The organism is Vibrio sp. J502 (assembly GCF_025397955.1).
GTDB lineage: Bacteria > Pseudomonadota > Gammaproteobacteria > Enterobacterales > Vibrionaceae > Vibrio > Vibrio anguillarum.
Genome location: NZ_CP104554.1, coordinates 1,867,066 through 1,891,671, shown reverse-complemented (window position 1 = coordinate 1,891,671; position 24,606 = coordinate 1,867,066). Strand labels below are relative to the sequence as shown.

Here is a 24,606-nt window from a genome sequence, read left to right as displayed (position 1 = left end):
TTGCTTTTCTTCTTGGTAATGATTATTAATTGGTATGTTATAACATAACAATTTAAGTGAGGGGAAATTGATGAAAGACGGAATTCATCCGCCATACCAAAAAGTGGTTTTCCACGACACCAGTGTGGATAAGTATTTTATTGTGGGTTCAACGCTAAAAACTGATCGGACGATCGAGTGGGAAGATGGCAACACCTATCCTTATTTCACCTTAGATGTGTCGTCTGAATCGCATCCCTATTACACCGGTAAGCAGCGAGTTGTTCAAAAAGAAGGACGAGTGGCGAATTTCAATCGTCGCTTTGCTCAGTTTGGTAAGGAGTAAACTATGAAAGTATTAAGTTCATTAAAAAGCGCAAAATCACGTCATCCAGATTGTCAAATCGTCAAAAGACGCGGTCGTTTATATGTAATTTGTAAAACTAATCCAAGATTTAAGGCGGTTCAGCGCTAATGAAGAGGAACGGTTGGACAGGCTAGTGATTGTCCAACCGTCAAAACGTGGTTATTTGTTCGCTTTAGCCAAAATGCGATCCAAATGGTTGGCAAATTCGCGCCGTTCTGTTTGAGAAAGCGCACTTGGTCCGCCAGTTTGGATACCGCTTGATCGCATTGTGTCCATAAAATCTCGAATATTGAGGCGTGCCTTGATGGTCTCTTTGGTATACAGCTCACCACGAGAATTGAGCGCCAAGCCACCTTTGGTTATCACTTCATCGGCCAGTGGAATATCGGAAGTAATGACCAAATCGCCCACTTCTACCCGTTTGACGATTTCGTTATCGGCAACATCAAAACCACTGGGGACTTGCAGTGAACGAATGTTAGATCGTTGCGGAATCGGAACAACATGATTGGCCACAAAAGTACATTCAACGCCCGTCCTTTCGGCTGCGCGGACAATGGTTTCACGAATTACTTTCGGACATGCATCGGCGTCCACCCAAATTTTCATCATTCAATTACTTCTCGGTTAGTTGTGCCTCTAGGGCTGCTACTCGGGCTGACAAAGCGGCTAGTTGCGTTTCAAGTTCGGCTACCTTGTTCGCGCTATTTTCCGTACTAACGCTCACTTCTACTTTGGGAACTCGGTGTGCATTTTTCCAACTTTTGATGGTTGCAATCAAGGCTGGCATTGGCACTGAGGTGCTAAGACGTGACTTTACTAAGGCCACACTCGGTTCCTTTCCCTGTTGTTGTAAGAGAGTCAAGATGCTTTCTAGTTCTTGAGTGACATCTTTTGTGAGCATAGGTTGTCCTTTTTGTGAGTTGCTGTGATCTTACCTTTTATTTACCAAGAGCAAAAGTGGCGAAGTGATGTAAGAGATCTCGCACATTGTTTGTAAGAAATCACAGTGTTTAACGCAGTGTTTGGTGGTGATTTTTTTATAACTATTTGTTTTTAATTAATATATCTATTTCTTTAGGTTGTTTTTTTAAAAATGATATTTTTAGGTGATTGTTTCTTAAAGCCAAACGAGTAAATTGAACCCTGTCGGAAGGATTCTGACAAGGAATTACAAAGCACCAAGGTTTGGTCTCTTCAGGAAGAAGACAAGGTTGTTCACGAAGAATAACCACGCAGGATGCTAGGACAGCGTAAGGATACAACAGTTGGCAGGATGCGAGCTGCATGGATTGGCGATGGACACCTTGTGGATAAGGCAGGACAACATCAGGATGATGTTATGGACACCGCTCAAGGAACAAGTGATGAGTATTGACCGGAGTGTTAGTACCATGGAAAGTTTGGACACCGCTAGGATGGCGATGCAGGATGAGCCGAAGAATTGGCCACTATTATGGATGATGCATGGAGCACACAATTTAGTAGCTGGACTGCTGCGAGTAAGACTTTAAGCCTCGACACATGCGTGTTGAGGCTTTTCTTATTACTTGCATTCTGGCTTTAGCGTGTTGTTGCTTCAAAAAAAGTTCATATGATAAGTGCAGCAAAATAATAACAACAAAAAAACAATCTAGATCAATTACCTCATCGTTCGGTTGGTTTAATTTTCGGCTTCTTTGCAAAAATAGAGTACCAGATTTTATCTGGGCTAAGGCGTATTGCCCTAAGCCTAGTTGAGTCTTTCGGTATTATTTTGCGGCTAACAAGGATTGTACGTGACAACCGTAACAAGAAGAACGCTTCTTCTCCCTTACACCGATTCGTTAGAGTCTGATTTTTTGATGCTCAATTGTTGCGCCAAAAATCGGGCACAGATGAATGGCCCTAAAACGGTCGCTTCAGCAAAACAGCTTTTTCAACGAGTGCTTCATGATCCTCATTTGTACGCAATGGCGGTGTTAGATAATTATAACCGCGAATATATGGGGCATTTGTTCATTGAACTTGACGAAGAGCGAGCAGAACTCGGTTTTCTGTTTGATAAATTGTATTGGGGCAAAGGCATTGCAACTGAGGCATTGAAGGCTTTTTTACCTAAAGCGGCCTACCAATTGCAACGACAAAAAATTACAGCCACTGCTAATATTGGCCACCATGCCTCTATTGCGGTACTCAAAAAACTCGGCTTTGAGCTGTTGGGTGAGAAAGAAGATGTTTTTGGCCCTTATTGGGAATTTGAGTTCACATACGATGAGGCGGCAAACGAAAAGCAGATGGCCTAAAGCCTACCATTTGTAATTCACCTTGGTAGCAGTCGTCACCTAGTGCAGAAAACTCAAACCAATAAACAGTATGCCAACGCCAGAGTCCTTCTGGCGTTTTGAATTTGTGGCGTCCAAAAGCAACGCTGATCAGCTGTAAATCGAGTTGTTCGCATTTTCGACTGATCGCCGCTTTTGCCAATTCGGCTTGGCGACGCTGTTGCCAGAAAAGAAAGCAGCCCAAGCTGAGTAATAAAATAGCCAATAGATCGCCTAGCATAAACATTCCAGTTATTGAGTTTTGGTCGCTTTCTGTAAGCGAATTAAGGCATCGGCTAATTCGATCGAAGGGCTAGAATGCAGCAGTGGCAGCAGTACCATTCGCAGTTCTGGCAGCATCACTAAATCAGCAAAGAGCTGGTTAAAGAGGGTTTGATTGCCTGTTTGCGCCAAGCGTAATAAAAACGTTTCGGCAAGCAATGGGTTAGACAATACATGCCACGAGCGCCCTGCAATGGCAATTAATATCTCTTGATGGCTCAAGCGTGGGCTTTGCAGAATACGTTCAACCAAGGTCGCGGTGAGTGCATTATTCGCACCTGATAAGGCTCGTATTAAAGCAGAGAGTAAGAACAGATCAGGTTCGTGGCTTTCGATGTGCAACATTGCCATCTCTTGCAAACGCAGCGCCAACTTATCATTCAACGGTGCACTATGTTCGAGTGCCCCAAGCAGGGCATACAAAGGCTGAGCTGGTAGGTGGTTTAATGCTTTCCTTAATAACACGCCATTTTGTTCTTTGCTTAAACGAGCACAAATATCAGTAATGCCTTGTAAGCCGACCGTCTGCCAGTTTTCCCAGCCTAAATCCCCACTAAAATAGTGTTGCGCATGCTCATAATATTGGCTTGATGGTAGGTTCAACTGGGCGCGTATTTGGCTGTGGAATATTGCCATTTTGTCGTCGCTCGGTTTAAAGGTATAAGGGTTATTGGCAAGCTTTTGCTGCTGCTCATCGCTGAGGTCTTGATGCAAACGTGACCCCATCGCTTCAAGTACAAACTTGATGAAGTTACCTATCTCAGCTTGTTTGAGTAGGCCGCGTTCATCCAAAGAGAATTTAAGAAACCAGATCCAAGGTTGTTGGGCTTGGTTCCAATACGCGATGGCAAGATGAGCATGACGCTGCAATGGATAGGGATACGGTTGTTGACCTTTTTCTACTTGAGAAAAGTGTGTATTTTCAATCGGGCAGATGCGTCTTCCTAAATCAAAGATCCGATATTGGCTACCACTATTAGTGAGCAATTGGCTAAGCGTATGAATGGTATCCATGGATAAAGTGGCCTTAACTTGTGTTCTTGAATAACTATTTTTGATCAATAACTCTCTTTGAACAATAAATGGTACTCTATAGCCCATTTTCAAGGTCACTTAGCAAATTAACTTGGTGAATAATGACAGTAAGCACAGAACTGACCCACCTGTTGAAGCAACTAGAAACTCAGTTACGCAATTCTCAGTGCTGGCAATCTCAGCCGCCAAGCGAAAGCGCATTGATGAGCACAGAGCCTTTCTCCATCGATACCCTCACTCCGGAGCAGTGGCTGCAGTGGATTTTCATCCCCAAAATGTTATTGGCAATTGAGCAGCAAACAGAGCTTCCTCAAGGGTTTTCGCTCACTCCCTATTTTGAAGAGGCATGGCAACATCAAGCGGAATTGGCTGAGGTGATTGCGTTGCTACGTTTGATTGATGAGGTAAGCCAACCATGTTAGAGATTCTGTATCAGGACGATGATTTGGTCGCCGTGAATAAACCCGCAGGAATGCTGGTGCATCGCTCATGGCTAGATAAACACGAAACGCAATTTGTGATGCAAACGCTGCGCGATCAAATTGGCCAGCATGTGTTTCCCCTACATCGATTAGATAGGCCAACTTCTGGCGTGCTCGTGTTTGCGCTCTCCAGTGAAGTGGCGGCGCAAATGATGCCGATGTTTGCCAACCATCAAATGGAAAAAACGTACCATGCGATTGTGCGTGGTTGGATTGAACAAGGGGATGTGCTTGATTATCCACTCAAAATCGAGCTAGATAAAATTGCCGATAAGTTTGCCAAACAAGATAAAGAAGCCCAAGAAGCGATCACCGCTTATCAACCATTAGCGACAGTAGAAGTGCCGTATTCAACCGGGCGTTTCCCAACCAGCCGCTACTGTTTGGTGGAAATGAAACCGCAAACGGGCCGTAAACATCAGTTGCGTCGTCATATGCACCATTTGAGTCACCCGATTATTGGTGATACCACTCATGGTGATGGCAAGCACAACCGCCTATTTCGCGATCATTATGACGCGCAGCGTCTGATGCTCCATGCCTCTGAATTACGTTTTACTCATCCGTTTACTGGCCAAGCATTAGTGCTTAAAGCTGGTTTTGATGAGGTATGGCAAAGGCTGTTTACTCAGTTTGAGTGGAGCCAGCCGATATAAAAACAAAACCCTCGCGATGCGAGGGTTTTGAGTATTGGGATGTAACTGAAAGTGGTGTAGTTCATCAAGACATTCAGTTCATAAAAGCCGACAGCGAACAAAAAAAACGAGCTACTTCGCTAGATACTCTTGAATGGAACGCTCGATGCCTTTGGCATCTAAACCTAATTCTGCATGCAGCTCTTCTTGTGTACCTTGAGCGATGAATTGATCAGGCAAACCTAAATTGAGTACCGGTTTTAGGATTTTCTCTTTCATCATCAATTCAATGACACCCGCACCCGCACCACCTGCAATCGCATTCTCTTCCAAGGTCACTAGCACATCATGTTGCGCAGCCAGTTGGCGAATGAGTGTTTCATCAAGGGGCTTAACAAATCTCATGTCAGCCACTGTTGCATTTAGCTTATCGGCTGCTTCAAGCGCGTTTGGTAGGAAAGTGCCAAAGTTGAGGATCGCGATTTTTTCATTCGCGATAGCCGTGTCACATTGGCGCATAATGCGTCCTTTGCCAATCTCTAACGCACTAAATTGGGTTTGAATTTCGACTCCCATGCCATTGCCACGAGGATAACGCACTGCGCTTGGCCCTGTGTGTTTATGGCCAGTATAGAGCATTTGTCGGCACTCATTTTCATCGGCGGGTGCCATGATCACCATGTTGGGAATGCAGCGCATGAAGCTTAAATCAAACGCACCTTGATGAGTTTGGCCATCAGCTCCGACTAACCCTGCACGGTCAATGGCAAACATAACCGGTAAATTCATGATGGCAACATCGTGGATCAGTTGATCATAACCCCGTTGTAAAAAGGTTGAGTAGATCGCCACTATCGGATGATCTCCCGCAATCGCCATACCTGTCGCAAGGGTGACGGCATGTTGCTCAGCAATCGCCACATCAAAATATTGTTGTGGGAACTCTTTTGAAAAGCGAACCATGCCAGAGCCTTCGCGCATCGCGGGTGTAATCGCCATTAATTTTGGATCTTGCGCGGCCATGTCGCATAAAAAATCGCCAAAGATTTTAGAAAAAGTAGGTTTAGCATTGCTGCTTTTTGGCAGGCTAGTGTGGCTCGGATCAAATTTAGGAACGCCATGGTAACCAATCGGATCTTTTTCGGCGGGCTCATAACCCTTGCCTTTTTTGGTCATGATGTGCAAAAACTGTGGGCCTTTGAGCTCGCGCATGTTGCGTAATGTCTTGATAAGTTCAATCACATCATGGCCATCGACTGGGCCGATATAGTTAAATCCAAGCTCTTCAAACAAGGTGCCGGGTACGACCATGCCTTTCAAGTGCTCTTCTGTGCGGCGTACCAGCTCTTTAATAGGCGGTATGCCAGAGAGCACTTTTTTGCCCCCTTCACGGATCGAGGTATAAAGGCTACCGGAAAGCAGTTGCGCTAAATGGTTATTCAGTGCGCCCACGTTTTCAGAGATCGACATTTCGTTGTCGTTGAGCACGACTAACATATCCGGATGAACGTCGCCAGCATGGTTCATTGCTTCAAAGGCCATGCCTGCGGTGATAGCACCATCACCAATTACGCCCACTACTTTGCGATTTTTCCCTTCTTTACCTGCACTGATCGCCATCCCTAAGGCGGCACTGATTGAGGTGGACGAGTGGCCGACAGAGAGCGTGTCATATTCACTTTCTTCACGCCAAGGAAAAGGGTGAAGACCGTCTTTTTGACGAATGGTCGACATTTTCTCGCGGCGACCAGTTAATATTTTGTGCGGATAAGCTTGGTGGCCTACATCCCAAATCAGCTGATCGAAAGGGGTGTTATAGACGTAGTGTAGGGCAACCGTTAATTCAACCGTGCCTAAGCCTGACGCAAGGTGGCCACTCGACTGACTGACGGAATTAAGAAGGTAGTTTCTTAATTCATCACACAACGTTGGCAGAACCTCTTTCGGCAGACTGCGCAGTTCATCGGGTGTATTTGCTAAAGCCAGTGTTGGGTATTTTGAAATATCAAGAGTCATAATTTTGCGCGCTTATAGTTTAGTTCTTGCGCTCGACGACGTATCGGGCGAACTCTTCGAGTGATTCTGTATTGTAGGGTATTGCTTCCAAGGCTTGAAGAGCTTCCTGTAACAGACTTTGTGCTTTATCAATAGCACCTTGTAACCCTAGCAGCGCTGGGTAGGTACTTTTATTGAGTTGTTGATCCGAGCCTTGAGGTTTACCTAGTGTCTCTGTATCGCTAACGATATCCAAAATATCATCTTGAACTTGGAATGCGAGACCAACGGCATCGGCATAGCGATCCAATTGTGGTAGTACCGCAAGCCCTTTTTCACCCGCCGCAAGCGCACCTAAACGGATTGCACAACGCATCAAGGCTCCCGTTTTATTGCGATGGATCTCTTCTAATTCCTGCACTGAAACCAGACGATTTTCCGCTTGCAGATCCAACGCTTGCCCTATACACATACCTTGAGCACCGGAAGCTTGAGCCAACATTTGGACCATCTTAATGCGGTTGACTTGCGCATGTTCGGCGAGTTGACCTTCTGCCAAAATAGTAAAGGCCAGTGTTTGCAGGGCATCGCCCGCTAAAATCGCGATGGCTTCGTCAAATTCGATGTGACAAGTGGCTTTACCGCGACGCAATTCATCGTCGTCCATCGCGGGAAGGTCATCGTGGATCAATGAATAAGCATGAATACATTCTATTGCGCAGGCTGGGGTATCGAGTTCATCTGGCGTACAACCAAGCATTTGCCCTGTGATATACACCAAATAAGGTCGAGCTCTTTTGCCGCCAAGTAACAAACCGTAGCGCATCGCGTCAATCAACGGTTGTTTTTGGTGCGGTAAACGGCCTAACCAAAGGTTTAATTGGTCAATATTTCTTTGCTGATAGGAGCTCAGAGCCTCAATCATAGGGCACTCTTTCTACTAAGTTGTGGTATCTACTAGGTTACGATCGACCGTTTCCCTGTGACTTAATTGACAGGTTCATGTCACATAGCGAGCGATGAGATCGATAAATATGAGTCAGTAATAAGTATGTATCAGTAATACGTGCCTATTACTCAGGTAGTTCAGTAAAGTCAGAGAGTGGCGCGTCATCGCTCGCACTGAGCAAAATACTGACTCGCTGTTCCGCTTCACTTAACTTACTTTGTCCAGCACGAGCAAGGGATATTCCGCGCTCGAATTTTTTTAGCGCATCATCTAAGGCTAAATCGCCATTTTCTAGCTGTTCCACTAAGCTATCAAGTTCTTCGATTGTCGCTTCGAAGGACATATTTTCAGGTTTCTTGCTCGCCATAATCTTTTTATCTTGGTAAATATGCACGAAAGTTACCTTAGGGCGTAGTGATGGTCAAATTTAACCAACGATTTTTGTCTGAAAAGTCCCTCTTTTGGAACTGTCACTATCACAAATAATAAAAATAATAATACGATACTTAGCAACCAGGCCGATATTTACTGAAATAGTGACGGTGACTCAGAATCTTGACCATATCAGTGTGCTGGCAACAGTGCATCTTTGCTCAGTTTAGGTATAAACTGAATAGAGAGAATTTCTGTATGATCCAATAATTTACTTAAAGATTTGAATCTATTGCCGATAACGAGTTTAAACTCATTATCGCGGGTAAGCAGCATGAGGAGTGCTTTGTGGATTTAGCAACGCTGATAGGCCTGATCGGAGGCCTCGCTTTCGTTATCATGGCGATGATTTTAGGCGGAAGCCTAATGATGTTCTTCGACGTCACATCCATCTTGATCGTAGTGGGTGGGTCAATGTTTGTTGTATTGATGAAGTTCACGATGGGACAATTCTTCGGTGCAGCCAAGGTGGCAGGTAAGGCATTTATGTTCAAATCCGATGAACCTGAAGATTTGATCGCGAAAATTGTAGAAATGGCTGATGCGGCGCGGAAAGGTGGTTTTCTTGCATTAGAAGAGATGGAAATTACCAATAGCTTCATGCAAAAGGGGATCGATTTGCTGGTGGATGGCCATGATGCTGACGTGGTGCGTTCTGCGTTGCAAAAAGACATTGTATTGACTGATGAGCGTCATTCACAGGGAACTGGCGTATTTCGTGCTTTTGGTGACGTAGCGCCAGCGATGGGCATGATCGGTACTTTGGTGGGCTTGGTTGCCATGCTGTCTAACATGGATGACCCCAAATCAATTGGCCCCGCCATGGCCGTTGCCTTATTAACTACCTTGTATGGCGCTGTTCTCTCGAACATGATTTTTTTCCCGATTGCAGACAAACTTGCTTTGCGCCGAGATCAAGAAAAGCTTAACCGTCGTTTAATCATGGATGGCGTTCTGGCCATTCAGGATGGACAAAACCCACGGGTCATTGATAGTTATCTGAAAAACTACCTCAATGAAGGCAAGCGTGTTTTAGATGTTGATAGCGAATAACGGAGCCTGTAATGGATGATGAAGAAGGCTGTAAATGCCCACCTCCCGGCTTGCCGTTGTGGATGGGAACCTTTGCCGATTTAATGTCGCTGTTGATGTGTTTCTTCGTACTACTGCTCTCTTTTTCCGAGATGGACGTACTGAAGTTTAAACAGATAGCGGGCTCGATGAAGTTTGCTTTTGGTGTGCAAAATCGTTTGGAAGTGAAAGACATTCCTAAAGGGACAAGCATCATTGCACAAGAGTTTCGCCCAGGCCGCCCCGAACCGACACCGATTGATGTCATCATGCAACAAACCATTGATATCACGCAGCAGACACTTGAGTTTCAAGAAGGGGATTCAGATCGAGCGGGTGGTGTTCAGCGTGAAGAAGGTCAATTGACGGGGGGGCAATCCCCTGAAACTTCAACGCAGAATAATCAAAATACTCAATCGGAAATGCAACAACAGCAAGCAGAATCTATGTCGCAAGAGATGGAAATTGTTGAACAGGACATCAAAAAAGCGTTAGCAAGAGAAATCGAACAAGGCGCTATTGAAGTTGAAAACTTAGGTCAGCAATTGGTGATCCGTATTCGTGAAAAAGGTGCGTTTCCCGAAGGTTCTGCATTTCTACAACCTAAGTTTCGTCCATTGGTTCGTCAAATTGCCGATCTGGTTAAAGATGTGCCGGGCATTGTGCGTATTTCTGGCCATACCGACAATCAAAGTGTCGATTCTGAATTGTATCGCTCAAACTGGGATCTTTCGGCTCAACGAGCGGTTTCTGTGGCGCAAGAGATGGAAAAGGTTCGTGGGTTTTCTCATCAACGACTCAGGGTGCGTGGTATGGCCGATACCGACCCAGTCGGCTCTAACGATACGGAAAGTGAACGTTCACGCAACCGCCGAGTAGAAATCAGTATCATGCAAGGTGAACCGCTGTACAGCGATGAAGTTCCATCCGTTCAGTAAGTTACGTTGGATTATGTAAAAACACATAGACGAGCGCTAAGGCTCGTCTTTTTTATGGTTATCACCTCGTGTATAATCCTGCGCCCTTAGCGGTGTATCAGTAGCAAGTAGAATGCGACCCATTGATTCACCACGTTGCCCAATCAGATTGCGAATAGAACTATGAAATTTATTGTTAAGCCCCATCCGGAAATTTTTGTTAAAAGTGACTCAGTACGCAAGCGCTTCACAAAAATTTTAGAGTCCAATATTCGTAATGTCATCAAACGAAGAACAGAGTCAGTCGCGGTATTTAACCGTCGCGATCACATTGAAGTGGCTGCGCAAAGTGACCAATACTATCAAGAAGTCCTTGAAATTCTGACTCACACTCCTGGCATCCAGCAAGTGCTCGAAGTGCAGCAATCTGAGTTTAAGGATATGCATGACATTTACGAGCAAGTGTTAGCACTCAGCCGTAATAACATCGAAGGAAAAACTTTTGTCGTGCGTGCTAAGCGTCGAGGAAAGCATGATTTTACCTCAATCGATGTTGAGCGTTATGTTGGTGGTGGTTTAAACCAAGCAGTTGAGAGTGCAAAAGTTCAACTAAAAAACCCAGACGTTACCATCAACATTGAAATAGCCGATGAATTGCTCAATCAAGTGATTGCCCGTTATAAAGGTTTAGGTGGTTTCCCTCTTGGCACTCAAGAAGATTTATTGAGTTTGATTTCTGGTGGTTTTGACTCGGGTGTATCAAGCTATTTACACATCAAACGTGGCTCAAAAGTGCATTATTGCTTCTTCAATTTAGGCGGCCCTGCGCATGAAATTGGTGTAAAGCAAGTGGCCCATTATTTGTGGAATAAATACGGTTCTTCAGCCAAAGTGCGTTTTATCTCGGTCGATTTCGAGCCTGTGGTGGCTGAAATCTTAGAAAAAGTAGACGATGGTCAAATGGGTGTGGTGCTAAAACGTATGTTTATGCGCGCCGCAGGCATGATAGCTCATAAGTTAAATATTGAAGCTTTAGTGACCGGAGAAGCGTTGGGTCAAGTTTCGAGCCAAACTCTAACTAATCTTCGTCATATTGATGGTGTGACAGATACTCTAATTTTGCGTCCTCTCATCAACTGGGACAAAGAAGAGATTATTAAAGTGGCGCGCGAGATTGGAACAGAAGATTTCGCCAAAACGATGCCAGAATACTGTGGGGTTATTTCAAAAAGCCCAACAGTTAAAGCGGTGAAAGCGAAATTAGAAGCCGAAGAGGCGAAGTTTGATTTCTCAATCCTAGAGCACGTTGTTTACAACGCTCGTCAAATGGATATTCGTGATATTGAGAAAGAGAGCCAAGAGCAAGCACCTGAAGTTGAACAAGTGACCGCTATCGAAAAAGATGCGGTGGTACTTGATATTCGTAGCCCAGATGAAGAAGATGACAAGCCACTGCTGATTGAAGGTGTGGAAGTAAAACATTTGCCTTTCTACAAGTTATCGACTCAGTTTGGCGATTTGGATCAATCGAAAACATATCTCTTATATTGTGCGCGCGGTGTGATGAGCCGGCTTCAAGCTCTGTATTTGAAAGAGCAAGGCTTTAACAACATCAAGGTATATCGACCTTAATCGTTATCTCGATACAGAATCGACCGCTCACGTTTTCGTGAGCGGTTTTTTTATGGCTCCGACTTAATCACAGACATAAAAAAACACCGCCCAAGGGCGGTGCTAAAGAATTTGACAGACAGGTCAAACAATAAATACAGGAAGTATATGTTTTGGTGCAGGGGATAACTGCACAAAACAGGATGGTAGAATTCTACCTCACTCGAAATACGAGTTTGCAAACACAACATCGCAACAAAAGCCAATTGATTCATAACTGAATCAAGCCGTTCAGGCCTTGTTGCGGGGTGAAATATAGAATTTCTCTAGCCGCTCGGCAATGGACAATTTATAATGTTTCAGATTAAAAAAACTAATCTAATTTTTGAGTGTACCTATGTCCAGAAGATTGCCACCATTAAACTCGCTGAAAGTGTTTGAAGCGGCAGCTCGCCAGCTGAGTTTTACTCGCGCTGCGGAAGAGCTATTTGTGACACAAGCCGCAGTCAGTCATCAAATCAAAGCGTTAGAGGAATTTTTAGGGTTAAAGCTATTTCGCCGTCGTAATCGTTCTCTGCTATTGACAGAAGAAGGGCAAAGTTACTTTCTCGACATTAAAGATATCTTCACCGCACTCTCTGAAGCCACCGATAAGGTACTAGAGCGCAGTGAGAAAGGAGCATTAACCATTAGTTTACCGCCGAGTTTTGCGATTCAGTGGCTCGTGCCGCGTCTGGCCGATTTTAACCAGCAAGAGCCGGATATTGATGTGCGTATCAAAGCGGTTGATATGGATGAAGGGTCGTTAACCGATGATGTGGATGTGGCGATTTATTATGGACGAGGTAACTGGCCTGGTTTACGCGCGGATAAGTTGTATCAAGAGTTTTTGATCCCGCTTTGTTCTCCTTCACTGCTGCTAGGCCCTAAGCCTTTAGAAACACTGGACGATCTAACACGCCATACTCTGCTACACGATACTTCACGTAAAGATTGGAAACAGTTTGCCAAAGAGAACGATCTTGAAGGGGTGAATGTCAACCACGGCCCCATCTTTAGCCATTCGACCATGGTGCTGCAAGCGGCGGCGCATGGGCAAGGTATCGCACTGGGGAATAACGTGTTAGCTCAGCCAGAGCTGGAAGCGGGTCGCTTGATTGCGCCTTTTGACGAAGTGCTGATGACTAAAAATGCTTTCTATGTGGTCTGTCACGAGAAGCAGGCCGATATGGGGCGCATCGCCACTTTCCGTGATTGGATGCTCAAAAAAGCCAGAAGGGAACAAGAGGTATTGCTAGATGAAGAGTAAGCTATTGCTCACTATCGCGGCTTTTATGGCGGGCGTTGGTGTCGCTCTAGGAGCTTTTGCGGCGCACGGCCTAAAAGCGTATTTAACCCCTTACTTGCTTTCGGTGTTTGAAACGGGAGTGCAGTACCAATCGATTCACGCTTTAGCCATATTAGCGTGTGGTATTTTGCTGCGTTGTCGTTTGGGATCGAAAGCACAAAAATATTTTTTCATTGCGGCAATTTGCTTTATCATCGGCGTCCTTTGTTTTAGCGGCAGTCTTTACGCTTTAGCACTCACGGGCATCAAGTGGTTTGGCCCGATCACGCCATTTGGTGGCGTGTTCTTTATGCTAGGGTGGGGAGTGTTTGGCTATGCAGCACTTAATATTCAAGAGGTGGACCAGTGAAACACGTAATGCTCTATTGTCGTGCAGGCTTTGAAAAAGAGTGTGCCGGAGAGATCCAAGATAAAGCGACTAAGCTAGAGGTTTTTGGTTTTCCTCGTTTGAAAAACAATACGGGTTACGTTTTGTTTGAGTGCTATCAGGCCGGTGATGCTGATAAGCTGATTAAAGAGATCGATTTCCAATCGCTTATTTTTGCTCGTCAGATGTTTGCGGTAGCGGCGGAATTTAGCGATTTACCTAAAGATGATCGTATTTCGCCTATCTTATCTGAACTCGCCGAACTTGAGGGTTTTCCGCGTTGTGGTGACATTCGCATTGAAACGCCAGATACCAATGAAGCGAAAGAGTTGCTCAAATTTTGTCGTAAGTTTACCGTGCCATTGCGTCAAGCGTTACGTGGCAAGGGGATTCTATCTAACAAAGAGTCGGCGAAGAGACCTGTGCTACATGTCTGTTTTATTCAACCCGGCCACTGCTTCGTCGGGTATTCGTACACCAACAATAACTCGCCTTTTTTCATGGGTATTCCTCGTTTGAAATTCCCAGCCGATGCGCCAAGTCGTTCCACACTGAAGTTGGAAGAGGCTTTCCATGTGTTTATTCCTCGTGAAGAGTGGGATGAACGTTTGGCTCCGGGAATGTGGGCGGTAGACTTGGGCGCATGCCCAGGGGGCTGGACTTACCAACTGGTGAAGCGTTCGATGTTTGTTCATGCTATCGACAACGGTCTAATGGCTGAAAGTTTGATGGACACAGGACAAGTGAAACACCATGCCGAGGATGGTTTTAAATTTGAGCCGCCACGCAAGAACGTGACTTGGATTGTGTGTGACATGATTGAAAAGCCAGCTCGTGTTGCGCATTTAATGGGGCAGTGGATCCTCAAGGGTTGGGCGAAAGAAGCCATCTTCAACTTAAAGCTGCCAATGAAAGGGCGCTATGATGAAGTTTTACAAGATATTGAAAACCTAAAAGTTTTTCTGATTAAAAATGATGTAAAGTTCCGCATGCAGGCAAAGCATTTGTATCATGATCGTGAAGAGATCACAGTGCATGTCCAATGCTTGTCGAACATCTCTCCGCACTAATGCTCCAATAGGTTAATTTAACGCTCCTTTCTAGGAGCGTTTTGCTATTCTGGATGGGATACTTGCGCTGAAAAGCGAATGTCTTGCAAGTTAAAACCGAGCTCTATATCGGTCTTTAGTGTGGCAATGTGTTTGCAGACTCGCGCCATATCGATCTGCTCATCAAATTTTTTACGGTATTTCTTGGCCAAATCAGCACTGGCGTAGGCCGCTTCTATGTCGGGAAATTGCGTTAATATCTCTTTTGCTGCTTTGGGACCAATGCCGGCAATGCCGGGAACTTGGCTTGAACTGATACCGGTTAATCCCCAAAAATCGGTTAATTGGCTCGGCTTTACGCCAAATTCCTGTTCAATAAAGGGTTGATCTAACCAACGATGTTGAAAGTAGTCACGAATTTGTAAAGTGGGGGAGAGTAGTTGGCAGTAGCCTTTATCGGTTGAAATGATCGTTACTTTTTCACCGTGGCTTGCCACTTTCGTGGCTAAGGTGGCCACCAAATCATCGGCTTCATCACCTTCCGAGAGCAGTGAATCAATCCCTAATTCCCACCATGCTTGCTGAATGGCGTCTAAGCCAAGTTGCAGTGCTTCTGGCATCGGCTTCCGGTTCTGCTTATAAGTCGGTAGAAGTTGTGCTCTCCAGCCCCGGTCTTGTAAGTGATGATCAAACACGGCGATGATGTGGGTCGGTTGAGCTTCATTGATGATACGGTGCAAGGTGCGCGAGGTTGTCTCTATGGTTCTTGCCATATCGTTAGGATCGGGTTGTGCGGAGTGCACCCGACGGATCAAATTCAAAGCATCAATGATGACAAGGTGTAAAGACATAACGACCAAAAAATAAGGGCTTAATAAGCCCTTATTGTAATGATCTCACTTAATATTGCCACTCATCCCCGGCATAAGTTATTTTTGCCTTTGATGGTTAATGGTTATTGGTTGCAATTTTATAGCAAGGTTCATAAGCACTGCCGCCGGGCAGCTTCATTCGGTGTTGTGCAACGAAGTCTTTTAGCAATAGATCCATTTTTTTCATCAATTGGGCATCGCCATCAATGATGAATGGGCCGTGACGTTCAATTTCTCGAATGCCTTCCGCTTTCACATTACCAGCGACAATGCCAGAGAAGGCGCGACGCAAGTTAGCAGCGAGTACTTCTGGTTTTTGGTTTAGGTGTAAATCCAAGTTGGCCATACTGTCGTGAGTCGGTTCAAAAGGCAGTTGGAACTCAGGCTCGATTTTGAGGGACCAGTTGAAACTATAAGCATCACCACTATCTTTACGATGCTGACGAACCAGCGGCATCGCTTGGCTCATGATACGCGCCGCTTTTTCTGGATCATCAATGACGATTTGATAATGTTGGCGTGCTTTTTCACCTAATGTTTCGGCAATGAATGTGTCGATTGAACGGAAGTAGGCTTCGCTCTCTTTTGGACCAGTCAGTACAATTGGCATTGGTTGGCTTGCGTTATCTGGGTGCATCATGATACCCAAAATGTACAGCAGTTCTTCCGCTGTTCCTGCTCCACCGGGGAAAATAATGATGCCGTGCGCCATTCGCACAAAAGCTTCTAGGCGTTTTTCAATATCCGGCATAATCACCAATTCGTTCACAATCGGATTTGGTGGCTCGGCGGCAATGATCGACGGTTCGGTTAAGCCAAGATAGCGTTGTGCGGTATAGCGCTGTTTAGCGTGTCCAATAGCGGCTCCTTTCATTGGCCCTTCCATAGCGCCTGGTCCGCAGCCTGTACAAATGTTCAGTTCACGCAAGCCCAGTTCATGGCCCACTTCCCGCGTATATTGGTACTCAGTAGGGTTGATAGAGTGTCCACCCCAACAAACCACTAAGTTAGGTTCAAGACCGGGAACCAAGGCACCGGCATTACGCAAAATACCAAATACTAAGTTGGTGATGTGAATGGCATTGGTGAGATTTAGGCGCTGATTATCCGCCAGATGCATGTTGACATAAACGATATCGCGCAGGACCGAAAACAGATGTTCTTGAATTCCTTTAATGATCTGCCCATCAACAAAGGCATGTTCTGGTGGATTCGTCAGCTCTAGCTTGATACCGCGTTCACGGCGCATGACAGTGACATCAAAAGATTTATATTTTTCAAGAAGTTCTTTTGAGTTATCCGTATGGCTACCAGAGTTAAGTACCGCCAAAGTGCAGTTGCGGTACAGTTGATATAGATCGCTCGACGCGGTCTTTTTTAGACGCTCAACTTCAAGTTGAGAAAGCAGATCCATGCTGCCTGTAGGGCTGATATGAGTAATCATACTGGCCTCCTTAGTTGAGAAGTAAGGAAAATGTCCACGCTACGACTAAAGTTGGTTTTTATATATACCCGCTTAGTATGGAGTATAGGTCATGGTTCGTTTAGTGACGGATGTGCGATAGGACGACATAACTGATTGAAATTACAGTATCAATCTAGTTCTTTTCTCGATTGTTAGGAAATGTTTATGCAAGCAGAGTGTGATGTTAAGCACGCTTTAGTTTGGTTTTGTTCAAATAGCGACCAGTTAAGGCCGCGATTTGAATGGGTTTCTTTTGTCTACATCCGATCTGGACTTGTGTTTATTTCCAAACCACTTGGTTAGGGCCGAAACTCTTGGCTTCTAGTAACGAGCGGCGTAAACGTTCAAGTACTTCCTCTGGCGTATCGGAGTCTTTAAAACAGGTACTCGCGGCTGAAAGTGTAATCGTAATACTCTTGTCTCTGAACTTGAAAGGGAGCCTCGATACATGACGTTGAATGTTTTTTACCACCTTGAAACAGTGATTATCTTCTTGATCGGGAAGTAAAATAATAAATTCTTCACCAGAGAAACGTGCCACGGTATCCGTATCGGATGCTTCTTTGGATATGGTGCGGGCAATAATTTTAAGGGCTTTATCACCTGCCGTATAGCCAAAGCTATCGTTGATAGTTTTGAACTTATCAATATCAAAGATTACGATTCGGAAAGTGTGTTGAGCTCTTATCCAGCGCCGATATTCCAGCTCAAGGTGGTCATTAAAGGCCGTGCGATTATAGACTTTTGTCAGTGGATCAAGCAGCAAGCGCTGAGACTGATCTTCCAATCGACGGCGATAATCTTGGGTGAGCTCAAACAGAGCTTCCATTTGATTTTTGCCATAATTTAAGCGTTCAATCAGTGCCTGCTCGCGTTGCTCTGCATGACTTAAGCGTTCAGAAAGTGACGCCATTTCGCATAATATAGGTGAAACGGAGAGCTTAAGATCGTCAATCGCCACAGAATCTTTGATTAGGGTTTGGCTTTGGGTAATCAAAGCGGCGAGTTCAGCATTCATCTCTTGGCGATGTTCAAAGTAACTCTGGCTTTGGTCTGCGTTGTGAGTGCTACTTTTAATGTGTTTTGTGAGTGATGAGTTGACCTGTTCTAAAAACTTCTCAGATGTTTTTCGCTCACTGTTGGTGCCATCAATCACCAGTTTTAGAATCTCTAACGTTAACTCTAAGAGCGTTGATGTCGATACGCCAATCAACAGCTTGGCACGAATATCTACCAGTAGTTCCCCTGATTCACCTTCAAAATCCAATTCAGTGATCAGGTGTTGCAGTTCATCGGATAGCTTGGTCAATAGCTCTCTATCCGCGACATGCAGCTCGCTGATGGCCGTATTCGGGTTCGCTGTTATTATTTTGATTGCACGTTCATAAATCCCAAGCAGTTGAATCGCTTGTTCGGCTTTAGGCTGAGCTTCTGAAAAACTGAGCAGATCACGCAAATCACGCTTAAGTTTGGCGGGTAGGCCAGCAACGCGAAGTAATGTTTCCCCACAATGTTTGATTTGAGAGTCCAAATGAGAGTTTTCTTTTTCCATAACCAAAGTTTGTTGCTTCAACATGCGCTCCAATACGGCTAAGCGAGGTATGAGCGTGCTTACATCTTTTTGTTGCTCTAGAGCTTCACGAAGATCCGATAAATTAATATTTAGCTGATGATCATTACCCTGACACGCCAAGCTTAATGATGCGACGATCCGTTTTAGGACAGTATGTTCTCGTTTAAATTTGAACGAAGTGTCCCTGTGTGTCAAACGAACCTGTTCCAACTGAGTTTTCAGCTGCTGTAACTGTGTTTGAATATCCTGTTCGAGAGCGCCCATGTACAACTAAACTAAACTGCGAGGATCGTTAGGATCCTATTAATTGATTTATCGATAATAACAAATTAATTGCCCACGTCACTGCTTTAACACATTGAATGCCGAGTAATTACCCATCTTTTAGGAGTTTTTTGATGCTCTCCTCATTCTTATAAGAAGAATGCACTTTTATCAACCCTTGATTGATGGCGTGCTTGCATGATTTGCGAATATTGTTGGAGGCAAAACTAGCGGCTGGAGCGTTATCAATCGCTTTTAAGTAGACCCAATGGCTTGCTTCTTCTCTCATACTTAGCTCACGAGCCGTGTTGGTTGCCATCAGCAGAATATCGAGCAGCTCTTTATCATTAATCGCCATATAAGCTCTTGGCAAAAATGGGTAGTCGGCGATGCCCATCCGTATTGTACGGTTTAAGCGACGTTCAGGTTGAAATTCATCTATCCATTGCTGAATTTGATCGAATGCGATTTCAGGCGGTGTATTGCGATCGGCATTCGGTTCGATATAGAGCAGATTGGAATCTGAAAAGTGATAAATCCGATTCGGTTCTTTGATTTTCGATTTTAAAAACTGACCAAATTGATGCTCCAATTCTAAGCCAGCTGAATAGCCATGTTCTAAGTACATGTTGCGCAGAAAGGGAATATCAATCATCACAAAGCGGAGGCGATCACTCAGTGGCTCGTGGATGAGTTCACCAATATACCACGGCTCAAAATGACGGCTGCTTTTTTGCATCGCTGAAGGAAGCTTAGCATTGAGCATGCGCAGGTTACGTAAGCGAGAGCGAGAATGGGTAAAGAGCGTGCTGTTGAGTTCATCGATTTCTTCATTTTGCAACTGGATAAGGTAGCCTCTACGCAGTAGCAGTAAAAATAAAATAATGGAGATGATAAACAGAATAAAGGCGATCTTTTTGAACTTATTATACTCTTCTTGAGTTTTGAGCAGCGCTTTTTCTTGCCCGACCAGATGTAAGGTTTGTTCTACAAACTCTTTTTGTTGACGAAAAGCATCTTCACTGATTTGGTTGAGTTTTTCTTGGCGTATTTGCGATAGTGCATTGCTGCGTTTTATGTTCTCTAAGGCCTGTGCGTACTGACCGTTTTGCTCATAACCCAAGGCCAGTAACCGATAGGCATGCTCTTCAATCTCTTCATCTTGCATCGTTTTAGCAACGCTTAAAGCATGTTGAGCGTTGCTGATGACCACATCGGCTTGCTTTTGGTGAAAGGCTAATCCTGAATGCAGTAAATAAGCCTGTGCCTTTAAACGAGGATAATCTTTCAGCTCAAGCAAGTCTTCAGCGCGAGTGAGATATTGGTCAGTTAATGGGTAGTTATAGAGATTAAGGTAGGTCGCTGCCAAACTAATACGCACTTCAATGATTTTTTCCAGATCATTGCGGCTCGTTTCGTGATCGATCACGTTGAAGTAGTGAACGAGCGCTAGATTGTATTTACCTTGCTGGTAATAGACATCGCCCATACGTTGCAATACATCAGCCAAGGCTGGCGACTTGTTATAGCCGTCATAAAAATCGGCGGCTTGAGACAAATGCTCTAAAGCCTTATCGAGCACTTTTCTTTCAAAAAAAAGCTGAGCCAGTAAGGTATTAGTTTTAGCGAGTAGGGCGCTTGAGTTGTTTTCAATCGCGCCCCAATAGGCAACTAGCAACTCAGATAAAGCGCGATTGTAAAAGCCATGAGTGAGAAAATGTTGACCAATAACAATCTGATATTCAATCACGGTTTTCGGTGAGGAGATCGAATCAATGTAAGGCTTTAGGTCAGCAAAAAGCTTATTGGCCAGTTCGATATCATTGGCTTTTGAGGCAATTTCTGCTTTGAGCAGGGTAATTTTATAATCGAGACCTTTTGCCACTTGATCCGCATTTTTGATGGCATCATATTGAATGCTGATCGCGCGTAGCGCTTGCCGAGCGGCGCTTGCATTATTATTATTGAGCCAAATTAGACGAGTTTTGAGTATTTGTACATCCGTGGCTAAATAAGGCAATTGATAGTGTTGCGTGAGCTCTTCAGCAAGTTTTAACGCGGCCAGTGCGGCATCCATATTGTGCAACTGGAACTCTGCTTTGGCTAAAATCTTTAACGCATCAACGCTGCTGCCCGGTGTTCGAATCCGACTGTCGCTTTCATCGCGCGCCATCACTGATGATGATTTTTCTGATTTTTCGGCCAACTTGCGCTGAGTCAGATACTCAGTGGCTAGGGTTTTGGCTTGATTCGGTGAGATATCAATCAACCCATTGGCTTCATTTAACATTGGCGACGAGTAGATAGTGGCTTGTGAAGCCAATGAAAACAGAGCCAGAGTTAAACTGAGCAAAAGTGTCCAGCGCACGTTGATCATCCTAATGCTAATCCTTATTGACGGGCCATACGTTGGTTATGTGTTGGCCGTTCTTGTTCGGTTGAGCGAAATGGGTTGATATCCAAACCGCCGCGGCGAGTGTATCGAGCGTATACCGTTAACTTTGTCGGTTGGCAGTATTGCATAATGTCGGTGAAGATGCGCTCTACACACTGTTCGTGGAACTCATTATGTTCACGAAATGAGACGAGATAACGTAACAGTGCTTCTCGATCAATTTGTGGACCTTGATAATGAATTTCGACGCTGCCCCAGTCGGGTTGATTGGTGATTAAACAGTTCGATTTCAGTAAATGGCTGTGCAGTGTTTCATTGACTTGCTCACCACGCGCGGCACTTTTCAGTAAGCTGGCATCAAATTGGTAACTTTCAATCTCAATATCTTGTCCATCAATGCATTCACCCTGCATAGTTACAATCGCTTGGCCAGTGTAATCGGTCACCGGGTTGAGAGTGACACTGACTTGCGCTCCGGCACAGGCCGATAAATCGTTGGTTAAGCGCTGCGTTACTTCATCCCAACTGGCTACTTTGCTTTGGTTATAGCTATTGAGGTAGAGCTTAAAGGATTTAGATTCAATCAAACTAGCACTTGTCGCAGGGATAGAAACTTCGCCAATTGCCACTTGTGGTAACCCTTTTTCATTGAGCCAAGAGAGCTCGTACAAAGTCCAAATGTCACAGCCTTTAAACGGTAAGCTATCCCCCAAATGCAGATCATCACGGTTTAAGCTACGAGGGACAGGTTGCAGTAAGCTTGGATCGTATTGTTTGGCGTAGTCGGTTTTTTTGCCAAGGGTTAACCCTGCCAGCGCTTTGGCATCGGAATATTTGCTCATACTTTCACGTCAATTCGATTAGAATAAGCAGAATTTTACGCAATCCTAGGGTTGCTGTCATCACACAAGGCAGCGACTCATCAATTTTGGAGCACTTCATGGCACAAACTGCCGAGCAAGCCTTACTTTCATTTACTCAACGTTATCTTGACGCTTACCAAACAAAGCATGGCGAGTCTCCTCGTAATGATGAGTTGGCTGAGTTGGATTCCCCTTGCGCAGTGATGAACGACCAAGACAGTGTGCTGTGGAAGCCCGTCGTCAGATCGGTTGCAGCTGATTTTTCTAACGTAGAAGCAGCGATTGAATTGACTCTACATTCTGATATTAAAGCCTTTTATGGCGTACAGTTTTGTGCGGACATGCCCGCTAAATGGCAAGGCAACGAGCTCGCTCTATTGCAAGTGTGGAGTGAGGATGATTTTGTTCGTTTGCAGGAAAATATCCTCGGTCATTTGGTAACTCAGCGCCGACTAAAACTCAAACCAACCGTGTTTATTGGTGCAACCGATGCGAAGATGGATGTAATTTCGATCTGTAACCTTTCTGGCCATGTGTTATTAGAACGTTTAGGTACCGATAAACGCGACGTGCTGGCCGAAAGTGTGGCCGAGTTTTTCGCTAATTTAGAACCTGTGGTGTAACGATGTACGTGGTTGAATTGCAGTTTGAGTGTTTTGATAACACGACTATCTCGGCGGTAGATAAAGCGATTAATGGCCTAATGGATGCTTTACGCTATAACGGTCAAGTGCTTGGGCGTGAATTCCCCATCGTGATGGGAGAGGGCGAGTTCTTTGTGCGGGTGGTTTGCCCAGAGCAAGAAAGCTTACACCCTAAGTATCATTCTGATTTTGTTAGGGTGTGCCTGAGTCGCTTGACGGAGGCTAGTTTGCTGGCTCCGAAAGCCCGTTTGTTGGGGCGCGATCTTAATTCCGAGCAAGCCGCTGATGATGTTTTGCCTAGCTGGCAGATACTTTACACCACTTATGTACACACTTGTTCTCCGCTGCGCAGTGGTGACACATTGCTGCCGATCCCTTTATATCGTAATTCTGCGACCTTAAATGGCGATCATAAAGCAGTGATCAAATGGCAAACAGAGTGGCAGGCGTGTGATGAACTTCAGATGGCGGGTGGTTGCCGAGCAGAACACGCTGCACTGCACGAGATTTGCGATGTGGACAGTGTGCTGTTTATTCGAGGATGGGATTTACGAGGACGAATTGAGTTTTTGACTCACATCCCTACTTATTACTATCAATATCGAGTTGGCGGCCAGAGCCTAGCGGACGAACAAGCCAGAAAATGCCCGAAATGTGGGGGAGAGTGGCTACTCGATGAACCGCTGCACGACATTTTCCATTTTAAGTGCGATCCGTGCCGTATTGTGTCCAATATGTCTTGGGATCATATTAAGTAGACAGATGCGTGTTGTTGATACGAAAAAGCCGATACATCGCGTATCGGCTTTTCTATTTTTATAGGCTTTTTTGCACAGGTAATAGGCTTATTAATTACCAGCCTTTTACTGCGCCACCGTCAAAAATTTTCGAAGCGGCTTGGTACACTTCTTCTGTTTGGTAGGCTTTAACAAAGTTAGTCACGTTTTCAGCATTCAGATTTTCTGCACGAGAAACAATGATATTGACATAAGGTGACTCTTTATCTTCAACGAACACACCATCTTTTTCAGGCGTTAGATTGATTGAGCTGGCGTAGGTCGTGTTGATGATAGAGAGCGTGACGTCGTCAAGTGAACGAGGCAGTTGCGCGGCATCTAACTCAACAATAGTGATGTTTTTTGGGTTGGCGACCACATCACGTACCGTTGCCAGCAGGCCTGCACCGTCACGTAGAGTAATAAGGCCTTGCTGTTCTAGCAGCAGTAAAGAGCGACCAAGGTTGGTTGGATCGTTAGGTACCGCAATACGAGAGCCATCTTGAATCTCATCAACCGATTTCACTTGTTTTGAATAGCCAGCAATCGGGTAAACAAAGGTGTTACCTGTAATCGCTAATTTGTAACCGCGGTCAGCGATCTGTTGATCAAGGTATGGCTTGTGTTGGAATGCATTGATATCAATCGAACCATCATCCAGTGCCGCATTAGGGGTAACATAGTCGGTAAACGTTACGAGTTCTACATCTAGGTTGTATTTTTCTTTTGCAATTTTTGCTGCAACTTCAGCAACTTGTGCTTCAGCACCGGCAATGACACCCACTTTGATTTTATTGTTGTCGACCGCTTTTTCACCACAGCCTGCCAGCACGAGTGCTGAAGCGCTAACGGCGAGGGTAAGTAGAGCTTTAAGGCTAAATTTCATGATTAACTCCTTGTTATAAAACGAATCTGTGTTTTAACTTTATTGT

At 44.8% G+C, this 24,606-nt stretch carries 26 protein-coding genes; 13 read left to right on the top strand and 13 right to left on the bottom strand.

What is annotated here, in order from left to right:
* The first annotated feature begins 70 nt into the window (after positions 1–70).
* Both N5E84_RS08710 and ykgO read left to right on the top strand, forming a co-directional pair.
* On the top strand, positions 71–325 hold the full coding sequence (locus N5E84_RS08710; protein ID WP_010319081.1) for a type B 50S ribosomal protein L31: 255 nt from the start codon (positions 71–73) through the stop codon (positions 323–325).
* Positions 326–328: 3 nt separating this feature from the next.
* Complete coding sequence (ykgO, locus tag N5E84_RS08705; RefSeq protein WP_010319082.1) at positions 329–454, top strand: type B 50S ribosomal protein L36; 126 nt, start codon at positions 329–331, stop codon at positions 452–454.
* 51 nt (positions 455–505) lie between these two features.
* Here ykgO and N5E84_RS08700 read toward each other — a convergent pair whose 3' ends face one another.
* Together N5E84_RS08700 and N5E84_RS08695 are read right to left on the bottom strand one after the other, a co-directional pair.
* Positions 506–955, bottom strand: coding sequence for a YaiI/YqxD family protein (locus N5E84_RS08700; RefSeq protein ID WP_026027673.1), 450 nt, complete (start codon positions 953–955; stop codon positions 506–508).
* A gap of 7 nt (positions 956–962) precedes the next feature.
* Entirely contained in the window at positions 963–1,250 is a 288-nt protein-coding gene (locus tag N5E84_RS08695; protein ID WP_013857408.1) for a hypothetical protein, read from the bottom strand.
* A gap of 868 nt (positions 1,251–2,118) precedes the next feature.
* Between N5E84_RS08695 and N5E84_RS08690 the strand changes: the two genes are divergently transcribed.
* Positions 2,119–2,631 carry a GNAT family N-acetyltransferase gene (locus N5E84_RS08690; RefSeq protein WP_013857407.1) on the top strand — a complete coding sequence of 171 codons (513 nt, stop codon included), beginning with the start codon at positions 2,119–2,121 and terminating at the stop codon, positions 2,629–2,631.
* On the opposite strand, the gene N5E84_RS08685 is transcribed toward N5E84_RS08690, so the two are convergent.
* A complete protein-coding gene (locus N5E84_RS08685; RefSeq protein ID WP_019282954.1) occupies positions 2,591–2,890 on the bottom strand; it encodes a DUF3301 domain-containing protein in 300 nt (99 codons plus the stop codon). The genes N5E84_RS08690 and N5E84_RS08685 overlap by 41 nt on opposite strands.
* An 11-nt stretch (positions 2,891–2,901) precedes the next feature.
* A complete protein-coding gene (locus N5E84_RS08680) occupies positions 2,902–3,945 on the bottom strand; it encodes a DUF3549 family protein (protein ID WP_029388388.1) in 1,044 nt (347 codons plus the stop codon).
* A gap of 122 nt (positions 3,946–4,067) precedes the next feature.
* On the opposite strand from N5E84_RS08680, the gene N5E84_RS08675 reads away from it, so the two are divergent.
* A complete protein-coding gene (locus tag N5E84_RS08675) occupies positions 4,068–4,388 on the top strand; it encodes a YqcC family protein (RefSeq protein WP_019282952.1) in 321 nt (106 codons plus the stop codon).
* Positions 4,382–5,104, top strand: coding sequence for a tRNA pseudouridine(65) synthase TruC (gene truC / locus N5E84_RS08670; RefSeq protein ID WP_017045581.1), 723 nt, complete (start codon positions 4,382–4,384; stop codon positions 5,102–5,104). The genes N5E84_RS08675 and truC overlap by 7 nt, the downstream gene beginning before the upstream one ends.
* A gap of 111 nt (positions 5,105–5,215) precedes the next feature.
* On the opposite strand, the gene dxs is transcribed toward truC, so the two are convergent.
* The 3 genes from dxs to xseB all read right to left on the bottom strand — a co-directional run bounded on the left by dxs (position 5,216) and on the right by xseB (position 8,394).
* A complete protein-coding gene (gene dxs / locus N5E84_RS08665; protein ID WP_017049457.1) occupies positions 5,216–7,099 on the bottom strand; it encodes a 1-deoxy-D-xylulose-5-phosphate synthase in 1,884 nt (627 codons plus the stop codon).
* A gap of 19 nt (positions 7,100–7,118) precedes the next feature.
* A complete protein-coding gene (ispA, locus tag N5E84_RS08660) occupies positions 7,119–8,003 on the bottom strand; it encodes a (2E,6E)-farnesyl diphosphate synthase (RefSeq protein ID WP_013857402.1) in 885 nt (294 codons plus the stop codon).
* Between the two features lie 148 nt (positions 8,004–8,151).
* Positions 8,152–8,394, bottom strand: a complete 243-nt coding sequence (xseB, locus tag N5E84_RS08655) for an exodeoxyribonuclease VII small subunit (protein WP_010319093.1) — start codon at positions 8,392–8,394, stop codon at positions 8,152–8,154.
* A gap of 353 nt (positions 8,395–8,747) precedes the next feature.
* Between xseB and pomA the strand changes: the two genes are divergently transcribed.
* The 6 genes from pomA (at position 8,748) to rlmM (ending at position 14,843) form a co-directional block, all read left to right on the top strand.
* On the top strand, positions 8,748–9,512 hold the full coding sequence (pomA, locus tag N5E84_RS08650) for a flagellar motor protein PomA (protein WP_013857399.1): 765 nt from the start codon (positions 8,748–8,750) through the stop codon (positions 9,510–9,512).
* 11 nt (positions 9,513–9,523) lie between these two features.
* Positions 9,524–10,468: a flagellar motor protein MotB gene (locus N5E84_RS08645; protein WP_017044193.1), complete on the top strand. Its 945-nt coding sequence runs from the start codon at positions 9,524–9,526 to the stop codon at positions 10,466–10,468.
* Between the two features lie 162 nt (positions 10,469–10,630).
* Complete coding sequence (gene thiI / locus N5E84_RS08640; protein WP_029388387.1) at positions 10,631–12,079, top strand: tRNA uracil 4-sulfurtransferase ThiI; 1,449 nt, start codon at positions 10,631–10,633, stop codon at positions 12,077–12,079.
* A 376-nt stretch (positions 12,080–12,455) separates the two neighbouring features.
* Positions 12,456–13,367: a transcriptional regulator GcvA gene (locus tag N5E84_RS08635; protein WP_026027676.1), complete on the top strand. Its 912-nt coding sequence runs from the start codon at positions 12,456–12,458 to the stop codon at positions 13,365–13,367.
* Positions 13,357–13,755 carry a DUF423 domain-containing protein gene (locus N5E84_RS08630; protein WP_013857395.1) on the top strand — a complete coding sequence of 133 codons (399 nt, stop codon included), beginning with the start codon at positions 13,357–13,359 and terminating at the stop codon, positions 13,753–13,755. The genes N5E84_RS08635 and N5E84_RS08630 overlap by 11 nt, the downstream gene beginning before the upstream one ends.
* Positions 13,752–14,843: a 23S rRNA (cytidine(2498)-2'-O)-methyltransferase RlmM gene (gene rlmM, locus N5E84_RS08625; RefSeq protein ID WP_017045575.1), complete on the top strand. Its 1,092-nt coding sequence runs from the start codon at positions 13,752–13,754 to the stop codon at positions 14,841–14,843. Before N5E84_RS08630 ends, rlmM begins: the two co-directional genes overlap by 4 nt.
* A 44-nt stretch (positions 14,844–14,887) precedes the next feature.
* Here the strand turns inward: rlmM and xni are convergent, their stop codons facing one another.
* From xni to queF, 5 genes are all read right to left on the bottom strand, one after another.
* Positions 14,888–15,673 carry a flap endonuclease Xni gene (gene xni / locus N5E84_RS08620; RefSeq protein ID WP_026028115.1) on the bottom strand — a complete coding sequence of 262 codons (786 nt, stop codon included), beginning with the start codon at positions 15,671–15,673 and terminating at the stop codon, positions 14,888–14,890.
* A 97-nt stretch (positions 15,674–15,770) separates the two neighbouring features.
* Positions 15,771–17,138: a nucleotide 5'-monophosphate nucleosidase PpnN gene (gene ppnN / locus N5E84_RS08615; protein ID WP_019282950.1), complete on the bottom strand. Its 1,368-nt coding sequence runs from the start codon at positions 17,136–17,138 to the stop codon at positions 15,771–15,773.
* A 301-nt stretch (positions 17,139–17,439) separates the two neighbouring features.
* Positions 17,440–18,996: a GGDEF domain-containing protein gene (locus N5E84_RS08610; RefSeq protein WP_017044199.1), complete on the bottom strand. Its 1,557-nt coding sequence runs from the start codon at positions 18,994–18,996 to the stop codon at positions 17,440–17,442.
* A 109-nt stretch (positions 18,997–19,105) separates the two neighbouring features.
* Positions 19,106–21,373 (bottom strand): tetratricopeptide repeat protein, encoded by a 2,268-nt coding sequence (locus tag N5E84_RS08605; RefSeq protein WP_019282949.1) that lies wholly within the window; start codon positions 21,371–21,373, stop codon positions 19,106–19,108.
* A gap of 14 nt (positions 21,374–21,387) precedes the next feature.
* Positions 21,388–22,233 carry an NADPH-dependent 7-cyano-7-deazaguanine reductase QueF gene (gene queF / locus N5E84_RS08600; RefSeq protein WP_019282948.1) on the bottom strand — a complete coding sequence of 282 codons (846 nt, stop codon included), beginning with the start codon at positions 22,231–22,233 and terminating at the stop codon, positions 21,388–21,390.
* A gap of 98 nt (positions 22,234–22,331) precedes the next feature.
* On the opposite strand from queF, the gene syd reads away from it, so the two are divergent.
* Together syd and N5E84_RS08590 are read left to right on the top strand one after the other, a co-directional pair.
* Positions 22,332–22,877 (top strand): SecY-interacting protein, encoded by a 546-nt coding sequence (gene syd / locus N5E84_RS08595; RefSeq protein WP_026028468.1) that lies wholly within the window; start codon positions 22,332–22,334, stop codon positions 22,875–22,877.
* A 2-nt stretch (positions 22,878–22,879) separates the two neighbouring features.
* Entirely contained in the window at positions 22,880–23,656 is a 777-nt protein-coding gene (locus N5E84_RS08590; protein WP_019282947.1) for a Zn-ribbon-containing protein, read from the top strand.
* A 94-nt stretch (positions 23,657–23,750) separates the two neighbouring features.
* Here N5E84_RS08590 and N5E84_RS08585 read toward each other — a convergent pair whose 3' ends face one another.
* Positions 23,751–24,560 (bottom strand): MetQ/NlpA family lipoprotein, encoded by an 810-nt coding sequence (locus tag N5E84_RS08585; protein ID WP_019282946.1) that lies wholly within the window; start codon positions 24,558–24,560, stop codon positions 23,751–23,753.
* Positions 24,561–24,606: the final 46 nt, after the last annotated feature.